Raw genomic sequence first — 21391 nt, 5'->3', positions numbered from 1 at the left:
CTTTCATGATCTTTACGACGACGTCGCAAACAGCTGGGTTGATGTCGCAAATTCACAGTACCCATGCAGCCGGGCTGACAACTTTATCGCTGTTTTCGGGCCTTTCCGCATCGGTAAAAAAGAGTCCCTGGCAAAACACTTGAATCTCCATTGGGGCAACCCTGCCACCGTATTTGATTGATCTCAAGCTGCCACTTCCCGTGGTGCGCTTATAGATCATGTGTATATCAATGCAACAAGCGTGCACAAAGTGCAGGGTCGCTACGTTTATTTTTCTGAACACCCGCCTGTGCTCGTGAAAACCCCGTGAAAACCTCGTGAAAACGGGTGTTCAAGCCCTTTTGTATCAGGGGGTTGACGCACTCCCTTGCATAGTGTTGTCACGTTCGCGTTGGGGCGTGACCACCAAAAACGTTACCGGTTCACCCCGTCAGTGAGTATTTGGCGGATGCCCGACGCACTGAGCGTAGACGCACTGTGCGGTTTTGGTGCAAAAAATTTACAGGCTGTACTGGATTCATACAGCTTGGGTACGTCTGTTGTCGGGTATATCAGGCTGTTTCGGGCATTTGCTGGTGTTCGAGGGCAGTGCTGGCTCAGGGATGGTGCACGCTCCGTGTCAATGTCTCTTGTCAGTGCGGTGCTGGCCTGAGTGGGCACTGTCACCGTGAAGCCCGGCGCATTCGCAGGTATGCTGCCTGCCTGTCGCTTGGTGCGTTGCCCGTCGGGATGGCCGCTAAGCTGAATTATGTCGATCAGCCGGGAGTGCACGCAGTGTTTGCTTTAGATTCACGACTTCAACAGGACACCCTGACCATCGGCGACTTCCCCCTGTGTCGGCTGCTGCTGTCCAACGATGCCAATTACCCGTGGTTCATCCTGGTACCACGACGCGACGATATCAGTGAGTTGTTTCAGTTGGATGTCGCCGACCAGCAACAGCTCTGGCAGGAAACGACCGCGCTGGCCGAGTTGCTCAAGGACTTGTTCGACGCCGACAAGCTGAACGTCGCGACTCTGGGTAACGTCGTCAGCCAATTGCATATGCACGTGATCGTGCGCAAGCGTGACGACGCCGCATGGCCAGCACCGGTCTGGGGCAAGCACCCGGCCAAGCCCTACAGTGCCGAGCAGGTAACGGCGATTCGCGAACGGTTGCGTCTGGTGCTGACCGAACATTTCACGTTTCTGGAGGGGTGAGTCATGAGCCTTGAAGCGCGCGTTACCGATCTGGAAAGCCGTCTGGCCTTCCAGGACGACACCATTCAGGCGTTGAACGACGAGCTGGTAGCGCAACAGCGCGTGATCGAGCGCCTGCAACTGCAAATGGCAGCATTGCTCAAGCGTCAGGAAGAGATGGTCGGGCAGTTCGACTCTTTCGAGGAAGAGGCGCCGCCGCCCCATTATTGATATCGAGCCTTTTGCGCAGGCATAAAAAAACCGCGAACAGTCTGGCTGTTCGCGGTTTTTTATTGCCTTGGATCAGCGACGCGGCAGGGCGGCGATCACATCCTCGGCTTGCAGGCCTTTGTCCCGGTTCATTACCGAGAACTCTACGCGCTGGCCTTCGACCAGGACGCGGTGGCCTTCGCCACGGATTGCACGGAAGTGCACGAAAATATCATCACCGGAATCCCGGGAAATAAAGCCGAAGCCTTTGGAGGTGTTGAACCACTTGACGGTCCCGGTATCGCGGTTGCTCATGTCATAGCTGACAGGTGCGGCAGCCGGTGAAGACTTGTAGAAGCTGACGGCCAGGTGCAGGACCACGGCAACCAGGGCAATCACCAGGCTGAACAACACGGCCGGTTGACCGGCGATGACCGGCATCGGTGCGATGAGGGTCAGGGTTTGCAGGACGACAGTCAGCACGAGAAGAGCGCTGACCAGATTTTGCAGATGCTGGCGCGGGCCTTTGTTCCAGTAAGGGATCACTGGAGCGATGACCAGGTTCAGCAGGCCGAAAAAGGCCAGGTAAAGTGCATCGGGTTGTTGCAGGTAAGGAACGGCTTCGGATTTCAAGCTGGGTATGAACGACAGCAGCAAGGCCGCTGCGCCCATTAGCAGGTGGACGATTTTCAACATTTTGATTGGCTCACGTTATGACGGCTCACAAGGAAGAGCTGAAGGCGCACGGTTCGCTTCGGAACAATAAAGAGGCGTTGGACACGTGCCCGGCATCAGCCTATGCGCCACACCCCCGAAAAATGGGGCGTAGCGACACGCCGCCTATTTAACAGCAAAGCCTGCGGCTACTCAAATCACCCCGGCCAGCGGCACCTGCCCGGTCGATTTGTCGCACCGCGCGCGCCGATTGCGGGCTGCGAGGTGGCGGTTGCCTTGCTAGAGTGGGTCTGCACCTGCTGGATGAATTCAATCGCCTTAGGGGGTCAACATGGCAATCGATATCGGTATCAGTGAAGAAGACCGCAAGTCCATCGTCGAGGGGCTGTCGCGGCTGCTGTCGGACACCTACGTGCTGTATCTGAAAACCCATAACTTCCACTGGAACGTCACCGGTCCCATGTTCAGGACCCTGCATCTGATGTTCGAAGAGCAGTACAACGAACTGGCGCTGGCCGTGGATCTGATCGCTGAACGTATTCGCGCCCTGGGCTTTCCGGCGCCGGGTGCCTACGCCACTTACGCCCGTCTTTCCTCCATCAAGGAAGAGGTGGGGGTGCCAAGTGCCGAAGACATGATCAAGCAATTGGTCGAGGGGCAGGAGGCGGTGACGCGGACTGCGCGTGGCATCTTCCCGCTGCTGGACAAGGTCAGCGACGAGCCGACGGCCGACCTGCTGACCCAGCGCATGCAAGTGCATGAGAAGACCGCCTGGATGCTGCGCGCGTTGCTGGAGACCTGATCGCCAGGTGCGCGGACGTCCCGGGGTGGTGGATGTCCGCGTACTGTTTCAAATCTTACCAATGATGTCGGCTTATCCTACGCAGATGGGCAACTAGTCATCTGGCGCTAACTTTGCGTCTGCGTTTTTATGAAGGCACAGGATGTTGCCTTTATAACAACCAGAGATGGCAAAGGAGTGTCAGCGATATGGTAGGTGGAGACAGGCGAAGCGAGCCGCTCGGTTCGCGACAGGAAATGAAGGTCGACCCGTTTGTCAGGGATTTTGACTTCGAGCTGATCCGGCCGTTAGCCCGGTCGGTACGTTTGAACGGCTTTGCAACCTGCTTGAGGCTCGAGCAAGTTTACTGGAACATTCTCGGGGGAATGGCCGAGCACAATGGCTGTTCTATCAATACGCTGCTGTCCCATGTGGACCGCGAAGTGCACCTGCGCCACGGCGGGGTGAAAAACTTCAGCGGTCTGGTGCGGGTGGTGTGCGTGATGAATGGCCTGCGGGATACCCCGTCGGCCGTCATGCCCTGAACGGGCGATACTTGAAACGACGAAGCGGGCTGTGCAGTCTTACGGCTGCACAGCCCGCATTTAATGGATATAATCCCGCTCTTTCGCCGCAAAGCCCTGCGCGCGGTGGCAATCTGATCGCCGAGACACCCCCATGCCGATGTACGATTACCAATGTGCTTCCTGTGGTCATCAGTTGGAAGCCATTCAAAAGATCAGCGAGGCACCGCTGGTCGACTGCCCTGCCTGTCAGGCGCCAGAGCTCAGGAAACAGCTGTCCATGCCGGGTTTTCGCCTCAGCGGCAGCGGTTGGTACGAAACCGATTTCAAGACCGGAGCCAAGAAGAATCTGGCCGGTGGCGACAAATCTGACTAGGGTTCAGGCCCAGGTCGAACGACACGCGTGAGATTCCGCAATGCTTGATGGCGACGGGATCTCCACCGAATTTCGAATTACGAGAAGCGAAACCACTACCATGATGCGCAGCCATTATTGCGGCCAACTGAACGAAAGCCTGGAAGGCCAGGAAATTACCCTTTGCGGATGGGTTCACCGTCGTCGCGACCACGGCGGGGTGATTTTCCTCGATATCCGTGATCGTGATGGTCTGGCTCAGGTGGTGTTCGACCCGGATCGCGCCGAGAGCTTCGCCGCCGCCGATCGCGTGCGCAGCGAGTACGTGGTGAAGATCACCGGCAAGGTACGTCTGCGTCCGGCCGGTGCCACCAACGCCAACATGGCGTCGGGCATGATCGAAGTGCTGGGCTACGAGCTGGAAGTGCTGAACGAGGCGGAAACCCCGCCGTTCCCGCTCAACGAATACTCCGACGTCGGCGAAGAAACCCGTCTGCGCTATCGCTTCCTGGACCTGCGTCGTCCGGAAATGGCCGAAAAGCTGCGTCTGCGTTCGCGCATGACCACCAGCATCCGTCGCTACCTCGACGAGAACGGCTTCCTCGACGTGGAAACGCCGATCCTGACCCGCGCGACCCCGGAAGGCGCCCGTGACTACCTGGTGCCGAGCCGTACTCACGCCGGTTCGTTCTTCGCCCTGCCGCAATCGCCTCAGCTGTTCAAGCAACTGCTGATGGTCGCCGGCTTCGACCGTTACTACCAGATTGCCAAGTGCTTCCGCGACGAAGACCTGCGTGCCGACCGTCAGCCTGAGTTCACTCAGATCGACATCGAGACCAGCTTCCTCGACGAAAAAGACATCATGGGCCTGACCGAAGGCATGATCCGCAACCTGTTCAAGGAAGTGCTGGATCTGGAATTCGGCGAATTCCCGCACATGACTTTCGAAGAAGCCATGCGTCGCTACGGTTCCGACAAGCCGGACCTGCGTAACCCGCTGGAACTGGTTGACGTTGCCGACCAACTCAAAGAAGTTGAATTCAAGGTGTTCAGCGGCCCGGCCAACGACCCGAAATGCCGTATCGCCGCTCTGCGCGTTCCAGGCGGGGCGAGCATGCCGCGCAAGCAGATCGACGACTACACCAAGTTCGTCGGCATCTACGGTGCCAAGGGCCTGGCGTACATCAAGGTCAACGAGCGTGCTGCCGGTGTTGAAGGTCTGCAATCGCCGATCGTGAAAAACATCCCTGAAGCCAACCTGAACGTGATCCTCGATCGCGTTGGCGCGGTTGACGGCGACATCGTGTTCTTCGGCGCCGACAAGGCCAAGATCGTCAGCGAAGCCCTGGGCGCGCTGCGTATCAAGCTCGGCCACGACCTCGACCTGCTGACCTGCAAGTGGGCGCCAATGTGGGTCGTCGACTTCCCGATGTTCGAAGAAAACGACGACGGCAGCTTCTCCGCACTGCACCACCCGTTCACCGCGCCGAAGTGCACCCCGCAAGAGCTCGAGGCCAACCCGGCCGGCGCTCTGTCGCGCGCTTACGACATGGTGCTGAACGGCACCGAACTCGGTGGCGGTTCGATCCGTATCCACCGCAAGGAAATGCAACAGTCGGTCTTCCGTCTGCTGGGTATCAATGAAGCGGAACAGGAAGAGAAATTCGGCTTCCTGCTCGACGCGCTGAAGTACGGTGCACCGCCGCACGGTGGTCTGGCCTTCGGTCTGGACCGTCTGGTGATGCTGATGACCGGCGCCCAGTCGATCCGTGAAGTGATCGCCTTCCCGAAAACCCAGAGTGCTGCGGACGTGATGACGCAAGCCCCGGGTGTGGTGGATGCCAAGGCACTGCGCGAGCTGCACATTCGTTTGCGCGAAACGCCAAAGGCTGAGTAAGACGGGCCTGAAGGCGCATCTTCGGATGCGCCTTTTTTCTATCTATAGAGAGCAGGTCGAGATTTTTTGTGTGCTGGCCGCTGCATGAGCAGGGCGGGCAACGTTTCAAGAGAATTCGGAGCGAGTTATGGCAGGTCATTCCAAGTGGGCGAACATCAAGCACCGCAAAGAACGTCAGGATGCCAAGAGAGGCAAGATCTTCACCAAGTGGATCCGTGAACTGACTGTTGCGGCCCGTCAGGGCGGCGGCGATCCGGGTTCCAACCCGCGCCTGCGCCTGGCCCTGGACAAGGCGCTCGGGGCCAACATGAGCCGCGACATCATCGATCGCGCCGTGGCACGCGGCGCCGGTGCGACCGAAGCGGACAACGTTGAAGAACTGACCTACGAAGGTTACGGCCCGGGCGGCGTGGCGGTGATGGTCGAGTGCATGACCGACAACCGCAACCGTACCGCTGCAGCCGTACGCCATGCGTTCAGCAAGTGCGGTGGTAACCTGGGCACCGACGGCTCGGTGGCCTACCTGTTCGAACGCAAGGGCCAGATCAGCTTCGCCCCGGGCGTTGACGAAGACGCCCTGACCGAAGCGGCGCTGGAAGCCGATGCCGACGACGTGGTGACCCATGAAGACGGCTCGATCGACGTATTCACCTCGTTCACCAGTTTCTATGCCGTGCGCAACGCGCTGGAAGCGGCCGGGTTCAAGGGCGATGACGCGGAAATCGTCATGCAGCCGACCACCAGCGCCGAGCTGGATCTGGAAGGCGCGGAGAAGGTGCTCAAGCTGATCGACATGCTCGAGGATCTGGATGACGTGCAGAACGTCTACTCCAATGCGGATATTCCGGAAGACGTGGCCGCTCAGCTCGGTTGATGCAAAATAGAAAGGTCGCAGTTTTTGATGGCTCTACACTTCACCTGTAGGAGCTATCGAAGGCTGCGATCTTTTTGCTTTTAAAAGATCAAAAGATCGCAGCCTTCGGCAGCTCCTACATGTACCCTCAGCTTTCGCATCAACTTCTGCAGGCGTTATGACTTTAATTTTGGGTATCGACCCCGGCTCGCGCATCACCGGTTACGGGGTTGTTCGCGATACCGGACGCGGCGGCTGCATCTACGTGGCCTCGGGCTGCATCCGTACCGGCGCCGGCGAGCTGCATGAGCGGCTGCAAATCGTCTATCGCGGCGTGCGTGAAATCATTCAGACCTATGGCCCGGTGACCATGGGCATCGAAAAGGTGTTCATGGCGAAAAACGCCGATTCCGCACTGAAGCTTGGGCAGGCCCGTGGGGCTGCTATTGTGGCGGGGGCTGAAGAGTGCCTGGAGATTGCCGAATACACCGCAACCCAGGTCAAGCAAGCCGTGGTTGGTACCGGTGCGGCCAACAAGGAACAAGTGCAGATGATGGTCATGCACATGCTGAAGCTGACCAGCAAGCCGCAAATCGATGCTTCGGATGCGCTGGCAATCGCCATTTGTCATGCGCACACCCGTTCCAGTCTGTTGCCGCATGGTCTGGGTACCGCACGCAGTCGTGGCGGGCGCCTGCGTCTCTGATAGCATCAGCAATCAATTTTCCGGTATACGGATTCTGTGCCTGGGTCGTCGGCCCGAATCCGTATTCCGTTTTGTCGCCAGCCCCCGGCTGGTCAACGCTCAAGGATCTGAAACGTGATTGGACGCTTGCGCGGCACCCTGGCTGAGAAACAGCCGCCGCACCTGATTCTGGATGTAAACGGCCTCGGGTATGAGCTGGAAGTGCCCATGACCACTCTTTATCGCCTGCCGTCGGTCGGTGAACCGCTGACGCTGCATACCCATTTGGTCGTACGCGAAGACGCGCAGTTACTCTATGGCTTTGCCGGCAAGCGTGAGCGAGACTTTTTTCGTGAGTTGATCCGTCTCAATGGTGTCGGGCCGAAACTGGCCCTGGCCCTGATGTCGAGCCTGGAAGTCGATGAGCTGATCCGCTGCGTGCAATCCCAGGACACTTCGGCACTGACCAAAGTCCCGGGTGTCGGCAAGAAAACCGCCGAGCGTCTGCTGGTCGAACTGAAAGACCGCTTCAAGGCCTGGGAAACCGTGCCGGCGATGTTCGCCCTGGTGCCGAACCAGCCGGACGGTCCGGCGCCGGTCAACACCGCCGAAAACGATGCGGTCAGCGCGCTGATTTCCCTGGGCTACAAGCCGCAGGAAGCGAGCAAGGCAATTTCCGCCATCAAGGACAAGAACCTGAGCAGTGAAGACATGATCCGCCGCGCCCTGAAGGGAATGATTTAAGTGATTGAAGCTGATCGTCTGATCGCCGCCGCGCACAGTCCGCGCGAGCGCGAAGAAGTCCAGGATCGGGCCATTCGCCCCGTCAGCCTGGCCGACTACATTGGCCAGCCGACAGTCCGCGAGCAGATGGAGCTGTTCATCCAGGCCGCCCGTGGCCGTAACGAATCTCTCGACCACACGCTGATTTTCGGCCCGCCGGGGTTGGGTAAAACCACCCTGGCCAACATCATTGCCCAGGAAATGGGCGTGTCGATCAAGAGCACCTCCGGCCCGGTGCTTGAGCGTCCGGGTGATCTGGCGGCGTTGCTGACCAATCTTGAGCCGCACGACGTGCTGTTCATCGATGAAATCCATCGCCTGTCGCCGATCGTGGAAGAAGTGCTATACCCGGCGATGGAAGACTTTCAGCTCGACATCATGATCGGCGAAGGGCCGGCGGCGCGGTCGATCAAGCTGGATCTGCCACCGTTCACCCTCGTCGGCGCCACCACCCGCGCCGGCATGCTGACCAACCCGTTGCGTGACCGCTTCGGTATCGTCCAGCGTCTTGAGTTCTACAACACCGCTGACCTGTCGACGATTGTCAGTCGCTCGGCGAACATTCTCGGCCTGCCGCTGGATCCGGAGGGCGCCTTTGAGGTGGCTCGCCGCGCCCGTGGTACGCCACGGATTGCCAACCGTCTGCTGCGTCGGGTACGCGATTTCGCTGAAGTCCGGGCCAAGGGGCACATCACCAAGGCCGTGGCCGATCTGGCGTTGAACCTGCTGGATGTCGACGAACATGGCTTCGATCATCAGGACCGGCGCCTGCTGCTGACCATGATCGAGAAATTCGACGGCGGCCCGGTGGGCATCGACAGCCTGGCGGCGGCGATCAGTGAAGAACGCCACACCATTGAAGACGTGCTGGAGCCGTATCTGATTCAGCAGGGCTACATCATGCGCACGCCACGGGGCAGGGTGGTGACGCGGCATGCCTACCTGCATTTCGGTTTAAACATTCCGTCACGAATGGGCGAGATGCCTGTGGTAGACGAGTTTCTCGATGCGGTAGACGATTAGCACACATTTATTCTCGATTTATTCAGCGTTTGTACTGTCACAGGACGGTACTTTTGCGGTAAAGCCTTTGAACAATGAAAAACAGTTGCCTGGCTGGATTGGCAACCCGAGGAGTAAGCACTAGAGTATGCGCGCGCAAAACGGGCTTGAGCCGTTCGCACATCGTTGTCGCGTTTATTACGAGGACACCGATGCCGGCGGCATCGTGTATTACGTTAATTACCTCAAGTTTATGGAACGGGCTCGAACCGAGCGGCTCCGGACGCTGGGCTTTGCCCAGTCGGAACTGGCAGGGGAGGACCTGTTGTTTGTCGTGCATTCCAGCGAAGCGCGCTACCACGCGCCGGCGCGACTGGACGACGAACTGCTGGTAAGCGCTGATGTAATCGAATTGAACCGTGCCAGCCTGCGCTTCAAACAGCAGGTCAGGCGGGCCACGGATAATGTGCTGCTCTGTGAAGGGCAGTTTCTGGTGGCCTGTGTGCGCACCGAAAGTTTGAAACCCCGGGCCATGCCCGAATCCTTGCGTGCGGCCTTTGCCGACGCGGGCGGCACGGGTACACACTCAAAGCAGGAGATAAAGCGTGGAAGCTAACGTCGTCGACCATTCCTCCATGTGGAGCCTGGTCAGCAATGCCAGCATCGTGGTGCAGTTGGTAATGTTGACCCTGGTGGCCGCATCGGTGACCTCATGGATCATGATCTTTCAGCGCAGCAATCTGCTGCGTGCCGGTCGACGTGCCTTGGAGAGCTTCGAGGAGCGCTTCTGGTCGGGTATCGACCTGTCCAAGCTGTACCGTCAGGCCGGCAGCAACCCTGATCCGGATTCGGGCGTGGAGCAGATCTTCCGTGCCGGCTTCAAGGAATTCTCCCGTCTGCGTCAGCAGCCAGGCGTCGATCCTGAGGCGGTGATGGAAGGTGTGGCGCGTGCCATGCGCGTTGCCATCTCCCGTGAAGAAGAGAAACTGGAGCAGAGCCTGCCGTTTCTCGCCACCGTCGGTTCGGTCAGCCCGTACATCGGTCTGTTCGGTACCGTTTGGGGCATCATGAACTCCTTCCGTGGTCTGGCCAGTGCCCAGCAAGCGACCCTGGCCACCGTGGCCCCGGGTATCGCCGAAGCCCTGATCGCCACCGCGATCGGCCTGTTCGCCGCGATCCCGGCCGTTATCGCTTACAACCGTTTCTCTGCCCGCAGCGAAACCTTGCTGAGCCGCTACTACACCTTCGCCGATGAGTTCCAGGCGATCCTGCACCGCAAAGTGCACACCAGCGAAGAATAAGCAGGTATTTCCCGATGGCTTTAATCGCTCGAGCCCGAAACAAGCGCAAGCCGGTCGCCGAGATGAACGTGGTGCCATACATCGACGTGATGCTGGTGCTGCTGGTTATCTTCATGGTGACCGCGCCGATGCTCAATCAGGGCGTGAAAGTGGATCTGCCCAAGGTTTCCAGTGAAGCCTTGCCGCAGGACAACAACACTCAGGTGCTGACCATTTCGATCAAGGCTGACAAGACCTACTACTGGAACCTTGGCAGCGAAGTCGACACTGAAAAGCAGCAGGACAGGGCCATGACGCTGCCGCAGATGACTGACGCGGTGACCAAGATCATTCGCGCCGGCACCGAAGGCGGCAAGCGTACCCAGGTCTTTATCCGTGGCGACAAGTCGGTCGACTACGGCGCCGTGATGGGTGCCATGGGCGGGTTGCAGAAGGCCGGGGTCGGTAATGTTGGCTTGATTACCGAGGCGCCCTGATGCAGCAACAGCGAGAGCCGTCCGCCTCGGAAAGCTACTTCTGGCCTAGTGTCCTGGCAATTGTCCTGCACGTGCTGGTGTTTGGCATGCTGTTCGTCAGTTTTGCCTTCACGCCAGAGCTGCCGCCGGCCAAGCCGATTGTCCAGGCGACCCTGTACCAGCTGAAATCGAAAAGTCAGGCAACCACCCAGACCAATCAGAAGATTGCGGGTGAGGCGAAGAAATCCGCCGCACGCCAGACCGAAGTCGAGCAGATGGAACAGAAAAAGGTCGAGCAGGAAGCGGTAAAGGCTGCGGAACAAAAGAAAGAAGCAGCGGCTCAAAAGGCCGAGGAAGCCAAGAAGGCCGACGAGGCGAAGAAAGCGGACGAAGCGAAAAAGGCTGATGAAGCCAAGAAAGCCGACGACGCGAAGAAAGCCGAAGCCAAAAAGGCCGAAGAGAAACAATTGGCTGATATAGCCAAGAAGAAAGCCGAAGAAGAAGCCAAAAAGGCTGCTGAAGAAGAGGCCAAGAAAGCGGCCGCTGAAGAAGCCAAGAAGAAGATCGTCGAAGACGCGAAGAAGAAAGCCGCCGAAGACGCCAAGAAGAAAGCTGAAGCTGAAGAGGCGAAGAAGAAAGTCGCCGACGAAGCGAAGAAGAAAGCTGCTGCCGATGCTGCGAAGAAGAAATCGCAGGAAGCGGCACGTAAATCTGCTGAAGAGAAAAAGGCTCAGGCCCTGGCAGATTTGCTTTCCGACACGCCGCAGCGTCAGCAGGCCTTGGCCGATGAGCAGGGTGACGAAGTCGCGGGCAGTTTCGATGACCTGATTCGTGCGCGAGCAGCGGAAGGCTGGGCACGTCCTCCTTCGGCACGCAAAGGCATGACGGTCGTGCTGCAAATCGGCATGTTGCCGGACGGTACGGTGACCTCGGTCAGCGTGGCCAAGTCCAGTGGCGACGGTCCGTTCGATGCTTCGGCAGTCGCGGCGGTCAAGAATATTGGACGTTTGACGGAAATGCAGGGAATGAAGCCGAGCGATTTCGCTCCGTATCGTTCATTCAAGATGACATTCACACCTGAGGATCTAGCCTTGTGAGAAACCTTCTTCGAGGAATGCTGGTCGTGATCTGCTGCATGGCAGGGATCGCGATGGCTGATGAAAAGAACATTCTGGTCACCAGCGGCAGCGATCGGGCCACCCCGATCGCCGTTGTACCGTTCGGCATGCAGGGCGGTGCCGTGCTGCCGGACGATATGGCAGAAATCATTGGTAACGATTTGCGGAACTCGGGCTACTACTCGCCGATTCCAAAGCAAAACATGATCAGCCAGCCAAGCCAGCCGAGCGAAATCATCTTCCGTGACTGGAAGGCGGTGGGTGCTCAATACATGATGGTCGGCAGCATTGCTCCAGCGGGCGGTCGTCTGCAGGTGCAGTGGGCACTGTTCAACGTGGCCACCGAGCAGAAAGTGGCTGACGGCAGTGTTTCCGGGACCACCGAGCAACTGCGTGACATGGCGCACTTCATCTCTGACCAGTCGTTCGAAAAACTCACCGGTATCAAAGGTGCGTTTTCGACCCGTCTGCTGTACGTGACAGCCGAGCGTTTCTCCGAGAAGAACACTCGCTACACCCTGCAGCGTTCGGACTACGACGGTGCCCGCGCCGTGACTCTGCTGCAATCGCGCGAGCCGATCCTGTCGCCGCGTTTTGCACCGGATGGCAAGCGCATCGCCTACGTGTCGTTCGAGCAGAAGCGTCCGCGCATCTTCATGCAGAACATCGACACCGGTCGCCGTGAGCAGATCACCAACTTCGAAGGCCTGAACGGTGCGCCAGCCTGGTCGCCGGATGGCAATCGTCTTGCGTTCGTACTGTCGAAAGACGGTAACCCGGACATCTATGTGATGAACCTGGGTTCGCGTCAGATCACTCGCGTGACTGCAGGTCCTGGCATCAACACCGAACCGTACTGGGGCAAGGATGGTTCGACCATCTACTTCACCTCGGACCGTGGCGGCAAACCACAGATCTACAAAACCAGCGCCAGTGGCGGCGGTGCGGAGCGAGTGACCTTCATCGGTAACTACAACGCCAACCCGAAACTTTCGGCTGACGAAAAGACCCTGGTGATGATCCATCGTCAGGACGGTTTCACCAATTTCAAAGTAGCGGCTCAGGATTTGCAGCGCGGAAGTGTAAAAATCCTAACTGATAGCACTCTGGACGAGTCGCCTACTGTTGCGCCCAACGGCACCATGGTAATCTACGCCACCCGCCAGCAGGGCCGGGGAGTCTTGATGCTCGTGTCCATTAATGGACGCGTGAGGCTCCCGCTTCCTACCGCACAAGGCGAAGTCAGAGAACCGTCCTGGTCCCCTTACCTGAACTGACGCGGCGCTTTACGTTTTACTTAACACACTGGGGTTCATTAGGAGTTTCACGATGGAAATGCTGAAGTTTGGTAAATTTGCTGCGCTGGCTCTGGCCATGGCTGTAGCTGTAGGTTGCTCGTCCAAAGGCGGCGACAACGCCGGTGAAGGCGCTGTTGATCCAAACGCTGGTTACGGCGCAAACACTGGTGCCGTTGACGGTTCCCTGAGCGAAGAAGCTGCTCTGCGCGCAATCACCACCTTCTACTTCGAATACGACAGCTCGGACCTGAAGCCAGAAGCCATGCGCGCTCTGGACGTTCACGCCAAAGACCTGAAAGCAAACGGCGCTCGCGTTGTTCTGGAAGGCAACACCGACGAACGTGGTACTCGTGAGTACAACATGGCACTGGGCGAGCGTCGTGCGAAAGCCGTTCAGCGTTACCTGGTACTGCAAGGTGTTTCCCCAGCTCAGCTGGAACTGGTTTCCTACGGCGAAGAGCGTCCAGTTGCTACCGGCAACGACGAGCAGTCCTGGGCTCAAAACCGTCGCGTCGAACTGCGTAAGTAATTCGATATGCGAACGTGCCGTCGTGCTGTAACTGTTCTGGCTCTCAGTCTCGCGCCGCTTGCGGCGTGGGCTGCGGTTCCTGTGGTCGATGACAACTCCGGTTATAACAATAGCGGGAGCAGTTATCCGCCTGCAGGTTACGGTACGAACGGCGCCTATGCCGGGGGAGCGGCTTCGGCCCCTGCCTCGGCACAGGGCATGCTGTTCAACCAACTGCAACAGATGCAGGATCAGATATCGCGCCAGCAAGGTGTGATCGAAGAACTGCAGAATCAGGTTGCGCGCATGAAGCAAGAGTCTCTGGAGCGATACCAGGATCTTGATCGGCGCATAGGATCCGGTGCTGCACCTGCCGCGACTCCTGAGAATTCTTCTGCCGGTGGCGATGCAAGTGCTGCTGCCGGTGCTGCTGCGGGTGCCGGGGCTGCTGCCGCCCAAGCGCCTGCTGCGAGCAGCGAACCGGGTGATCCGGCCAAGGAAAAGCTGTATTACGATGCGGCTTTCGACCTGATCAAAGCCAAGGATTTCGACAAGGCCAGCCAGGCTTTCTCGGCATTCCTGCGCAAATACCCGAACAGCCAATACGCGGGCAACGCCCAGTACTGGTTGGGCGAAGTCAACCTGGCCAAAGGCGATCTGCAAGGTGCAGGTCAAGCGTTTGCCAAGGTTTCGCAGCTGTATCCCAAGCATGCCAAAGTGCCGGATTCGCTGTACAAGCTGGCTGACGTAGAGCGCCGCCTCGGTCACACCGACAAGGTCAAAGGCATTCTGCAACAGGTGGTTTCCCAATACCCGGGGACCTCTGCAGCTCAGTTGGCCCAGCGCGATCTGCAACGCATGTAACCCAGCTTTACCCCGTTTGGAAGAAACCCGCGCTTGTCGCGGGTTTTTTCGTTAGAATTCACGCCCTTTTTCTGAAACACGCTTCTGGTGATCTACGCGTTGGCGGGGTTGCCTGAAGTGCCTGACGGAGGCGGACAGCCTGTTTAGCTGTTACGCCCGTGGCGACTATGCAAGACACATTGAGAATCACCGAAGTTTTCTACTCGTTGCAGGGGGAAACGCGGACTGCCGGGCTGCCCACGGTTTTTGTGCGCCTGACCGGTTGCCCATTGCGTTGCCAATACTGCGACAGCGCCTATGCGTTCACCGGCGGTACGATCCGCACCCTCGATGACATCCTTGAGCAAGTGGCCGGGTTCCGCCCGCGCTACGTGTGTGTCACTGGTGGTGAGCCACTGGCGCAGCCCAATGCCATTCCTTTGCTCAAGCGGTTGTGTGATGCCGGTTACGAGGTCTCGCTGGAAACCAGCGGTGCCCTCGACGTTTCGGCCGTCGATCCACGCGTCAGCCGCGTTGTCGACCTGAAGACGCCGGGCTCGAAAGAAGCCCACCGCAACCGTTACGAGAATATCGAACTGCTGACTTCCAACGATCAGGTGAAATTTGTCATCTGCTCGCGGGAAGACTATGACTGGGCGGTTTCCAAACTGATCCAGTACGGGCTCGACCGGCGTGCCGGCGAAGTCCTGTTTTCTCCAAGTCACCATGACCTCAACGCAAGGGATCTGGCGGACTGGGTGGTGGCGGATAACCTGCCAGTGCGGCTGCAACTGCAACTGCATAAATATCTATGGAATGATGAGCCGGGGCGCTGAGATGACTGAACAACTGAACACTGACGAAAAACGTGCGGTAATACTGCTGTCGGGTGGCCTGGACTCGGCCACCGTGGTGGCAATGGCTCGCGCTGAAGGCTACGCCTGCTACACCATGAGTTTCGATTACGGTCAGCGCTCCCACGCTGAGCTGCACGCTGCTGCTCGCGTTGCCCGCGACCTGGGTGTGGTCGAGCACAAGGTCATTGGCCTGAACCTGAACGGCATGGGCGGTTCGGCCCTGACCGACACCAGCATCGATATCCCGGAAGAGTTGGGTGAGGGCATTCCGGTGACTTACGTGCCGGCGCGCAACACTGTGTTCCTGTCGCTGGCATTGGGCTGGGCGGAAGTGCTCGGCGCCCGTGACATCTTCATTGGCGTCAACGCGGTGGATTATTCCGGCTACCCGGATTGCCGTCCGGAGTTCATCGAGTCGTTCGAGCGCATGGCTAACCTTGCGACCAAGGCGGGCGTGGAGGGCAATGGTTTCCGCATCCAGGCGCCGCTGCAGAACCTGAGCAAGGCGCAGATCGTCCAGGCCGGTGTGAAGCTCGGCGTGGATTACGGCCTGACCGTTTCCTGCTATCAGGCCGACGATGACGGCCGTGCCTGCGGCAAATGCGACAGCTGCCGCCTGCGTGCAGAGGGCTTTGCGGCGGCCGGTGTGAGCGATCCAACACCTTATTTTTGATTTTTTTCAAAAAGGTGTTGAATAGTCCTTAAAAATCAGTATTATACGCGCCACCACACAGCGGGTCGTTAGCTCAGTTGGTAGAGCAGTTGGCTTTTAACCAATTGGTCGTAGGTTCGAATCCCACACGACCCACCATATTTGGCGGTTTAGAAAATCCGGAAGGCCCACGAAAGTGAGGATTTCCGGGTTTTTTTTTGCCTGCGATTCGGGTGAGCATTTGTTCAGTGCCGTCGGCGCTGACACAGGTCAGAATCATCTTTTGTATCAATGGGATATTCTGTAGCCTTGCGCAGCTTCAATGCTGTCCGTGCCTGATAATACTCACCCTCCCGGCGGTACCCTCATGCGGTCCGGAGCCGGGTGTATACTCGACTTTCGCGCGAAAGCGCCTGCAGGTCTTGCGAACATGACGCAGATTTCCGAACGCCTTCTGGTTCAAGCCCACCTCGATGCCAAACAGCCCAAACCGCTGACTGCCGAGGAAGAGGCCTACTACCGTTCCGCCATCGCCGCCGAGCTCAAGGCTCAGGACGCGGTGCTGGTCGCCCACTTCTATTGCGATCCGGTGATTCAGGCTCTGGCCGAAGAAACCGGTGGCTGTGTTTCCGACTCCCTGGAGATGGCCCGCTTCGGCAACGCCCATCCGGCCAAGACCGTGGTGGTCGCCGGCGTTAAATTCATGGGTGAGACCGCCAAGATCCTCAACCCGGAAAAGCGCGTGCTGATGCCGACGCTGGACGCCACCTGCTCGCTGGACCTGGGTTGCCCGGTTGACGAGTTCTCGGCGTTTTGCGATCAGCACCCGGAGCGCACGGTGGTGGTGTATGCCAACACCTCCGCTGCGGTCAAAGCCCGGGCTGACTGGGTGGTGACATCGAGCTGCGCGCTGGAGATCGTCGAAAGCCTGATGGACAACGGCGAGACCATCATCTGGGGCCCGGACAAGCACCTGGGGACTTACATCCAGCGCAAGACCGGTGCGGACATGCTGCTGTGGGACGGTGCGTGCATCGTTCACGAAGAGTTCAAGTCCAAGCAGCTGGAAGACATGAAGGCGCTGTATCCGGACGCCGCGATTCTGGTGCACCCGGAGTCGCCGACGTCGGTGATCGAACTGGCCGACGCTGTCGGTTCCACCAGCCAGTTGATCGCTGCCGCGCAATCGCTGCCGAACAAGACCCTGATTGTCGCCACCGACCGTGGCATCTTCTACAAGATGCAGCAGCTGTGTCCGGACAAGGTCTTCATCGAGGCGCCAACCGCCGGTAACGGCGCGGCATGCCGCAGTTGCGCGCATTGCCCGTGGATGGCCATGAACACCCTTGAGCGTACGCTCAAGAGCTTGAAGGAAGGGACGAATGAGATCTTTGTTGATCCGGCGTTGATTCCGCAGGCGATCCGGCCTTTGAAGCGCATGCTGGATTTCACCCAGGCGGCGCGGATGAAGCTGGCGGGTAACGCTTAAGCTCTAAAGGCATTACAAAAACCTGTAGGAGTGAGCTTGCTCGCGATAGCGGTTTATCAGTCGACTTAAATATTGACTGACACTTCGCTATCGCGAGCAGGCTCACTCCTACAGTGGTTTTGGGTGTCTGAAAATTATTTGGTCTTTTTCGGGATCCGCACCACGCGGGTATCGGAATAGATGTCATGCCAGGTGCGTTTCTGCTTGTCATACAACGACCAGAAGAAGCCAAGCCCCGCGCACAGCCACGAAGCGATCGATACCATGAAGCGCAGCAGCGCCTGCCACAGGCTGATCGCGCTGCCATCGGCGTTCTGCACGCGAATCCCCCACACCTGCATGCCCAGCGTCTGCCCGCCATGGGTCCAGAACTTGGCGAAGAACGCAAACAGCACCAGCAGCAGCACCGTGGAGTACAGCGGATCGCCGTCCATTTTCCCGGAGTCGGTCAGTACCCGCAGGCGTTCCTCGCCGATGATTGCCGCCTGGATCAGCTTGTAAACGAATCCGGTGACAATCAGCAGGGCGGTGCACAGCAGGAAGTCATAGAACATCGCGGCCAGGCGACGGCCAAGGCCAACGGCAGGAAAATCGCCCTGGGGAGTGAGCAGGTTTTTCGACATGGCAGCCTCTGGACGCAAAATGAAGCGCCATTTTACGGATTCGTGCGCACAAAAAAGCCCCTGATATCAATATCAGGGGCTTTTTCGTAACAGAAGATCAGGCTTCAGCTTGTACTTCGTCAGCCTGCATGCCTTTTTGGCCTTGCACTGCAACGAAGGTCACTTTCTGGCCTTCTTTCAGGCTCTTGAAGCCGTTGCCCTGAATGGCGCGGAAATGCACGAACAGATCCGGACCGCTTTCTGGAGTGATAAAACCAAAACCTTTCTCGTCGTTAAACCACTTGACGGTACCGCTCTGACGTGTGGACATTTCTTATTTCCTTTGACGCAAAAATTAATGACAGTCTCTTCCTCATGAAAGAGTACTGGGGCTGGTTGCAGGAGAGTAAGAAGACGTCGAACGGGATGTAGCTAACTTTGTAGGCTACTGCCCAGGTCACGATTCCAAGCTGACCCATGCAAACACAGTGGACAAACTCTACGCCAACTACGGGAGAAAAAACAAGCCCCGCGAAGGCCCCGGTTTTCCTGCCCCTGATGGCAGTTTAGTCAGTCCACTAGTACGGTTTAGACGATTAGCTTGTTGAAATGTTTTCGACCGTTATAAGCAAAGTTCAAATTCGAATCAGATGTTAGAAAATGCACTTTTTTGTGGCGATTGCGTTACACATTAGTGCACGCATAACGCAATCGCGTTACTTATAGAAACAGTCAATCAACCACGGTAGTAGCGTTGTGGAACAAATGGCATTTTGCTTACAAGCATTTGCACCTTTTTCCCACGAACGATGGCCCAGACTGGCGTATCGAGTGCGGTATAAGCGCTGTCGAGGTAACCCATCGCCAGCGGCCCACCCAAGGTCGGCCCGAAGCCGCCGCTGCACACGCTGCCGATGATCTCACCGGCCTCATTGACGATTTCCGCGCCTTCACGCACCGGCGTGCGTTCCTGCGGCAGCAGGCCGACGCGTTTGCGTGCGACACCGTTCTGCTGTTGAGCGAAAACCGCTTCCGCTCCCGGGAAACCACCGGCCCGCGCGCCGTCGGCACGGCGTGGCTTGGAGATCGCCCACAACAGGCTGGCTTCGATCGGCGTGGTCTCGGTGTTCATGTCGTGGCCGTACAGGCACAGACCGGCCTCCAGGCGCAGCGAGTCGCGGGCGCCGAGGCCGATGGCCTGGACTTCCGGTTCGGCGAGCAGGGCGCGGGCGAGTTTTTCCGCGTCGGCAGCGGGCACCGAGATTTCGAAACCGTCTTCACCGGTGTAGCCCGAACGGCTGACGAAGCAATCCACGCCCAGCAGTTGCACGCGGTTGAACTGCATGAAGGTCATCTTCGCCACTTCCGGCGCCAGCCGCGCGAGCACGGTGACTGCTGCCGGACCCTGCAGGGCGAGCAGGGCGCGCGCCTCGAACAGCTCCGTAATGGTGCACTGGTCGCCGATGTGTTTTTGCAGGTGGGCCAGGTCCTGATCCTTGCACGCGGCGTTGACCACCAGGAACAGCTCGTCGTTACCGAGGTTGGCGACCATCAGGTCGTCGAGGATGCCGCCGTTCTGGTTGGTGAACATCGCGTAGCGCTGCATGCCCACCGGCAGGTCGATGATGTCCACTGGCACCAGAGTTTCCAGGGCCTTGGCGGCATTGGCGCCGGTCAGGCGGATCTGGCCCATGTGCGAGACATCGAACAGCCCGGCCTGCTCACGGGAGTGCTGATGTTCCTTCATCACGCCCAGCGGGTATTGCACCGGCATGTCATAGCCGGCGAACGGCACCATGCGGGCACCGAGTTCGAGATGCAAAGCGTGCAGCGGGGTTTTCGACAGTTGTTCGGTGGACATGCGGAACTCCTTGATTCACAGCAACCCTCTCCCGCAGGGAGAGGGGGCTAATTAGCATTCGATAATGTTGACCGCCAGACCGCCACGGGCGGTCTCTTTGTATTTGCTTTTCATGTCGGCGCCGGTCTGGCGCATGGTGCGGATGACCTTGTCGAGCGAGACGAAGTGTTGGCCGTCGCCGCGCATGGCCATGCGCACCGCGTTGATCGCCTTCACCGAGCCCATGGCGTTGCGCTCGATGCACGGCACCTGCACCAGCCCGCCAATCGGGTCGCAGGTCAGGCCGAGGTTGTGTTCCATGCCGATTTCTGCGGCGTTTTCCACTTGCTGCACGCTGCCACCGAGGACTTCGCACAACGCACCGGCCGCCATCGAACAGGCCACACCGACTTCGCCCTGACAGCCGACTTCGGCGCCAGAGATCGAGGCGTTCTCCTTGTACAGAATGCCGATCGCGGCGGCGGTCAGCAGAAAACGCACGACGCCGTCGTCATTCGCACCGGGAATAAAGCGCATGTAGTAATGCAGCACCGCCGGGATGATCCCCGCCGCGCCGTTGGTGGGCGCGGTAACCACGCGCCCGCCGTTGGCGTTTTCTTCGTTGACCGCCAGCGCGTACAGGTTGACCCAGTCGAGCACCGACAGCGGATCGCGCAGCGCCGATTCCGGGTTCTTGCACAGCTGCCGATGCAGTGCCGCCGCCCGGCGTTTGACCTTCAGCCCGCCCGGCAGAATGCCTTCGTTGCGGCAGCCGGCAGCCACGCAGTCCTGCATCACTTGCCAGATCTTCAGCAGCCCGGCGCGGGTCTCCGCCTCCGGACGCCAGGCGCTTTCGTTGGTCAGCATCAGCTGGCTGATTGACAGCCCGTACGTGGCGCAATGACCGAGCAGGTCCTTGGCGCTTTTGAACGGGAAGGTCAGCGGTGTGGCGTCTTCGACGATGCGGTCGGCACCGGCGGCATCCTCGTCGACGACAAAACCACCGCCAACGGAGTAGTACTCGCGGCTGCGGATCTGAATGCCTGCCGCATCGAATGCACGGAAGATCATGCCGTTGGGGTGATAGGCCAGCGGCTTGCGGATCATCGCCAGGTGTTCTTTTTCGTTGAACGCAATGCTGTGTTCACCGAGCAAGTTCAGCCGGCCATTGCCGCGAATGTCTTGCAGGCGCGCGGCGACGGTTTCGGTATCAACGGTGTCCGGGTGTTCGCCCTCAAGGCCGAGCAGCACAGCCTTGTCGCTGCCGTGACCTTTGCCGGTGGCGCCGAGCGAGCCGTACAGCTCGACTTTGACGGTGCAGGTTGCAGACAACAGGTTGTCCCGGCGCAGGCCTTCGGCGAAGCGCGCAGCGGCACGCATCGGGCCGACGGTGTGGGAGCTGGAGGGACCGATGCCAATCTTGAACAGGTCGAACACGCTTAACGACATGAGTGGTTCTCCGGTTTCTTGTTATAGGAATTGGC

Annotated in this window: 25 protein-coding genes and 1 tRNA gene; 21 read left to right on the top strand and 5 right to left on the bottom strand. The window is 58.8% G+C overall.

The features are described 5' to 3' along the window. Nucleotides 1-774 precede the first annotated feature (774 nt). Nucleotides 775-1200 carry an HIT family protein gene (locus tag NN484_RS15090; RefSeq protein ID WP_127648390.1) on the top strand — a complete coding sequence of 142 codons (426 nt, stop codon included), beginning with the start codon at nucleotides 775-777 and terminating at the stop codon, nucleotides 1198-1200. 3 nt (nucleotides 1201-1203) lie between these two features. Continuing rightward, the gene (locus tag NN484_RS15085) at nucleotides 1204-1410 is read left to right on the top strand and encodes a SlyX family protein (protein ID WP_064588916.1); all 207 of its coding nucleotides are present in this window, start codon (nucleotides 1204-1206) and stop codon (nucleotides 1408-1410) included. Nucleotides 1411-1482: 72 nt separating this feature from the next. On the opposite strand, the gene NN484_RS15080 is transcribed toward NN484_RS15085, so the two are convergent. Then, entirely contained in the window at nucleotides 1483-2085 is a 603-nt protein-coding gene (locus tag NN484_RS15080; protein WP_025112782.1) for a cold-shock protein, read from the bottom strand. Between the two features lie 310 nt (nucleotides 2086-2395). On the opposite strand from NN484_RS15080, the gene NN484_RS15075 reads away from it, so the two are divergent. The 19 genes from NN484_RS15075 (at nucleotide 2396) to nadA (ending at nucleotide 17465) form a co-directional block, all read left to right on the top strand. Beyond that, on the top strand, nucleotides 2396-2866 hold the full coding sequence (locus tag NN484_RS15075; protein WP_003227537.1) for a Dps family protein: 471 nt from the start codon (nucleotides 2396-2398) through the stop codon (nucleotides 2864-2866). A gap of 188 nt (nucleotides 2867-3054) precedes the next feature. Continuing rightward, nucleotides 3055-3390, top strand: coding sequence for a ribbon-helix-helix domain-containing protein (locus NN484_RS15070; RefSeq protein WP_215502745.1), 336 nt, complete (start codon nucleotides 3055-3057; stop codon nucleotides 3388-3390). A 133-nt stretch (nucleotides 3391-3523) separates the two neighbouring features. Further along, nucleotides 3524-3745: an FmdB family zinc ribbon protein gene (locus tag NN484_RS15065; RefSeq protein WP_025112785.1), complete on the top strand. Its 222-nt coding sequence runs from the start codon at nucleotides 3524-3526 to the stop codon at nucleotides 3743-3745. 100 nt (nucleotides 3746-3845) lie between these two features. Then, entirely contained in the window at nucleotides 3846-5621 is a 1776-nt protein-coding gene (gene aspS, locus NN484_RS15060; protein WP_127648392.1) for an aspartate--tRNA ligase, read from the top strand. Between the two features lie 127 nt (nucleotides 5622-5748). After that, nucleotides 5749-6495 carry a YebC/PmpR family DNA-binding transcriptional regulator gene (locus NN484_RS15055; protein WP_085709622.1) on the top strand — a complete coding sequence of 249 codons (747 nt, stop codon included), beginning with the start codon at nucleotides 5749-5751 and terminating at the stop codon, nucleotides 6493-6495. A 157-nt stretch (nucleotides 6496-6652) separates the two neighbouring features. Beyond that, the gene (gene ruvC, locus NN484_RS15050; RefSeq protein WP_103303956.1) at nucleotides 6653-7180 is read left to right on the top strand and encodes a crossover junction endodeoxyribonuclease RuvC; all 528 of its coding nucleotides are present in this window, start codon (nucleotides 6653-6655) and stop codon (nucleotides 7178-7180) included. Nucleotides 7181-7294: 114 nt separating this feature from the next. Then, nucleotides 7295-7903 carry a Holliday junction branch migration protein RuvA gene (ruvA, locus tag NN484_RS15045; protein ID WP_025112788.1) on the top strand — a complete coding sequence of 203 codons (609 nt, stop codon included), beginning with the start codon at nucleotides 7295-7297 and terminating at the stop codon, nucleotides 7901-7903. After that, nucleotides 7904-8965, top strand: coding sequence for a Holliday junction branch migration DNA helicase RuvB (gene ruvB / locus NN484_RS15040; protein ID WP_064588910.1), 1062 nt, complete (start codon nucleotides 7904-7906; stop codon nucleotides 8963-8965). 127 nt (nucleotides 8966-9092) lie between these two features. Continuing rightward, complete coding sequence (ybgC, locus tag NN484_RS15035; RefSeq protein WP_047599520.1) at nucleotides 9093-9560, top strand: tol-pal system-associated acyl-CoA thioesterase; 468 nt, start codon at nucleotides 9093-9095, stop codon at nucleotides 9558-9560. Beyond that, the gene (tolQ, locus tag NN484_RS15030) at nucleotides 9550-10245 is read left to right on the top strand and encodes a protein TolQ (RefSeq protein WP_007912733.1); all 696 of its coding nucleotides are present in this window, start codon (nucleotides 9550-9552) and stop codon (nucleotides 10243-10245) included. The genes ybgC and tolQ overlap by 11 nt, the downstream gene beginning before the upstream one ends. Before the next feature lie 23 nt (nucleotides 10246-10268). Further along, nucleotides 10269-10721, top strand: a complete 453-nt coding sequence (gene tolR, locus NN484_RS15025; RefSeq protein ID WP_161794900.1) for a protein TolR — start codon at nucleotides 10269-10271, stop codon at nucleotides 10719-10721. Continuing rightward, nucleotides 10721-11797 carry a cell envelope integrity protein TolA gene (gene tolA, locus NN484_RS15020; protein WP_127648393.1) on the top strand — a complete coding sequence of 359 codons (1077 nt, stop codon included), beginning with the start codon at nucleotides 10721-10723 and terminating at the stop codon, nucleotides 11795-11797. The genes tolR and tolA overlap by 1 nt, the downstream gene beginning before the upstream one ends. 17 nt (nucleotides 11798-11814) lie before the next feature. Beyond that, nucleotides 11815-13095, top strand: a complete 1281-nt coding sequence (gene tolB, locus NN484_RS15015; RefSeq protein ID WP_164747834.1) for a Tol-Pal system beta propeller repeat protein TolB — start codon at nucleotides 11815-11817, stop codon at nucleotides 13093-13095. A 52-nt stretch (nucleotides 13096-13147) separates the two neighbouring features. Further along, a complete protein-coding gene (pal, locus tag NN484_RS15010) occupies nucleotides 13148-13645 on the top strand; it encodes a peptidoglycan-associated lipoprotein Pal (protein ID WP_003178634.1) in 498 nt (165 codons plus the stop codon). A 6-nt stretch (nucleotides 13646-13651) separates the two neighbouring features. Then, a complete protein-coding gene (gene ybgF, locus NN484_RS15005; protein WP_064588907.1) occupies nucleotides 13652-14488 on the top strand; it encodes a tol-pal system protein YbgF in 837 nt (278 codons plus the stop codon). Nucleotides 14489-14655: 167 nt separating this feature from the next. Further along, entirely contained in the window at nucleotides 14656-15303 is a 648-nt protein-coding gene (queE, locus tag NN484_RS15000) for a 7-carboxy-7-deazaguanine synthase QueE (protein ID WP_127648394.1), read from the top strand. Between the two features lies 1 nt (nucleotide 15304). Beyond that, nucleotides 15305-15997, top strand: coding sequence for a 7-cyano-7-deazaguanine synthase QueC (queC, locus tag NN484_RS14995; RefSeq protein WP_127648395.1), 693 nt, complete (start codon nucleotides 15305-15307; stop codon nucleotides 15995-15997). Between the two features lie 62 nt (nucleotides 15998-16059). Then, nucleotides 16060-16135, top strand: a tRNA-Lys gene (locus NN484_RS14990). Between the two features lie 271 nt (nucleotides 16136-16406). After that, nucleotides 16407-17465, top strand: coding sequence for a quinolinate synthase NadA (nadA, locus tag NN484_RS14985; protein WP_003227499.1), 1059 nt, complete (start codon nucleotides 16407-16409; stop codon nucleotides 17463-17465). Between the two features lie 134 nt (nucleotides 17466-17599). Here nadA and NN484_RS14980 read toward each other — a convergent pair whose 3' ends face one another. The 4 genes from NN484_RS14980 to NN484_RS14965 form a co-directional block, all read right to left on the bottom strand. Further along, complete coding sequence (locus tag NN484_RS14980) at nucleotides 17600-18088, bottom strand: RDD family protein (RefSeq protein ID WP_215502746.1); 489 nt, start codon at nucleotides 18086-18088, stop codon at nucleotides 17600-17602. Nucleotides 18089-18185: 97 nt separating this feature from the next. Next, on the bottom strand, nucleotides 18186-18398 hold the full coding sequence (locus NN484_RS14975) for a cold-shock protein (RefSeq protein WP_003227496.1): 213 nt from the start codon (nucleotides 18396-18398) through the stop codon (nucleotides 18186-18188). A gap of 405 nt (nucleotides 18399-18803) precedes the next feature. Beyond that, on the bottom strand, nucleotides 18804-19928 hold the full coding sequence (gcvT, locus tag NN484_RS14970; protein ID WP_274657411.1) for a glycine cleavage system aminomethyltransferase GcvT: 1125 nt from the start codon (nucleotides 19926-19928) through the stop codon (nucleotides 18804-18806). A gap of 51 nt (nucleotides 19929-19979) precedes the next feature. Next, nucleotides 19980-21356 (bottom strand): L-serine ammonia-lyase, encoded by a 1377-nt coding sequence (locus NN484_RS14965; RefSeq protein ID WP_127648398.1) that lies wholly within the window; start codon nucleotides 21354-21356, stop codon nucleotides 19980-19982. Nucleotides 21357-21391: the final 35 nt, after the last annotated feature.

This window comes from Pseudomonas serboccidentalis (genome assembly GCF_028830055.1).
Classification (GTDB): domain Bacteria; phylum Pseudomonadota; class Gammaproteobacteria; order Pseudomonadales; family Pseudomonadaceae; genus Aquipseudomonas; species Aquipseudomonas serboccidentalis.
This window is presented reverse-complemented; position numbering and strand designations above follow the sequence as displayed.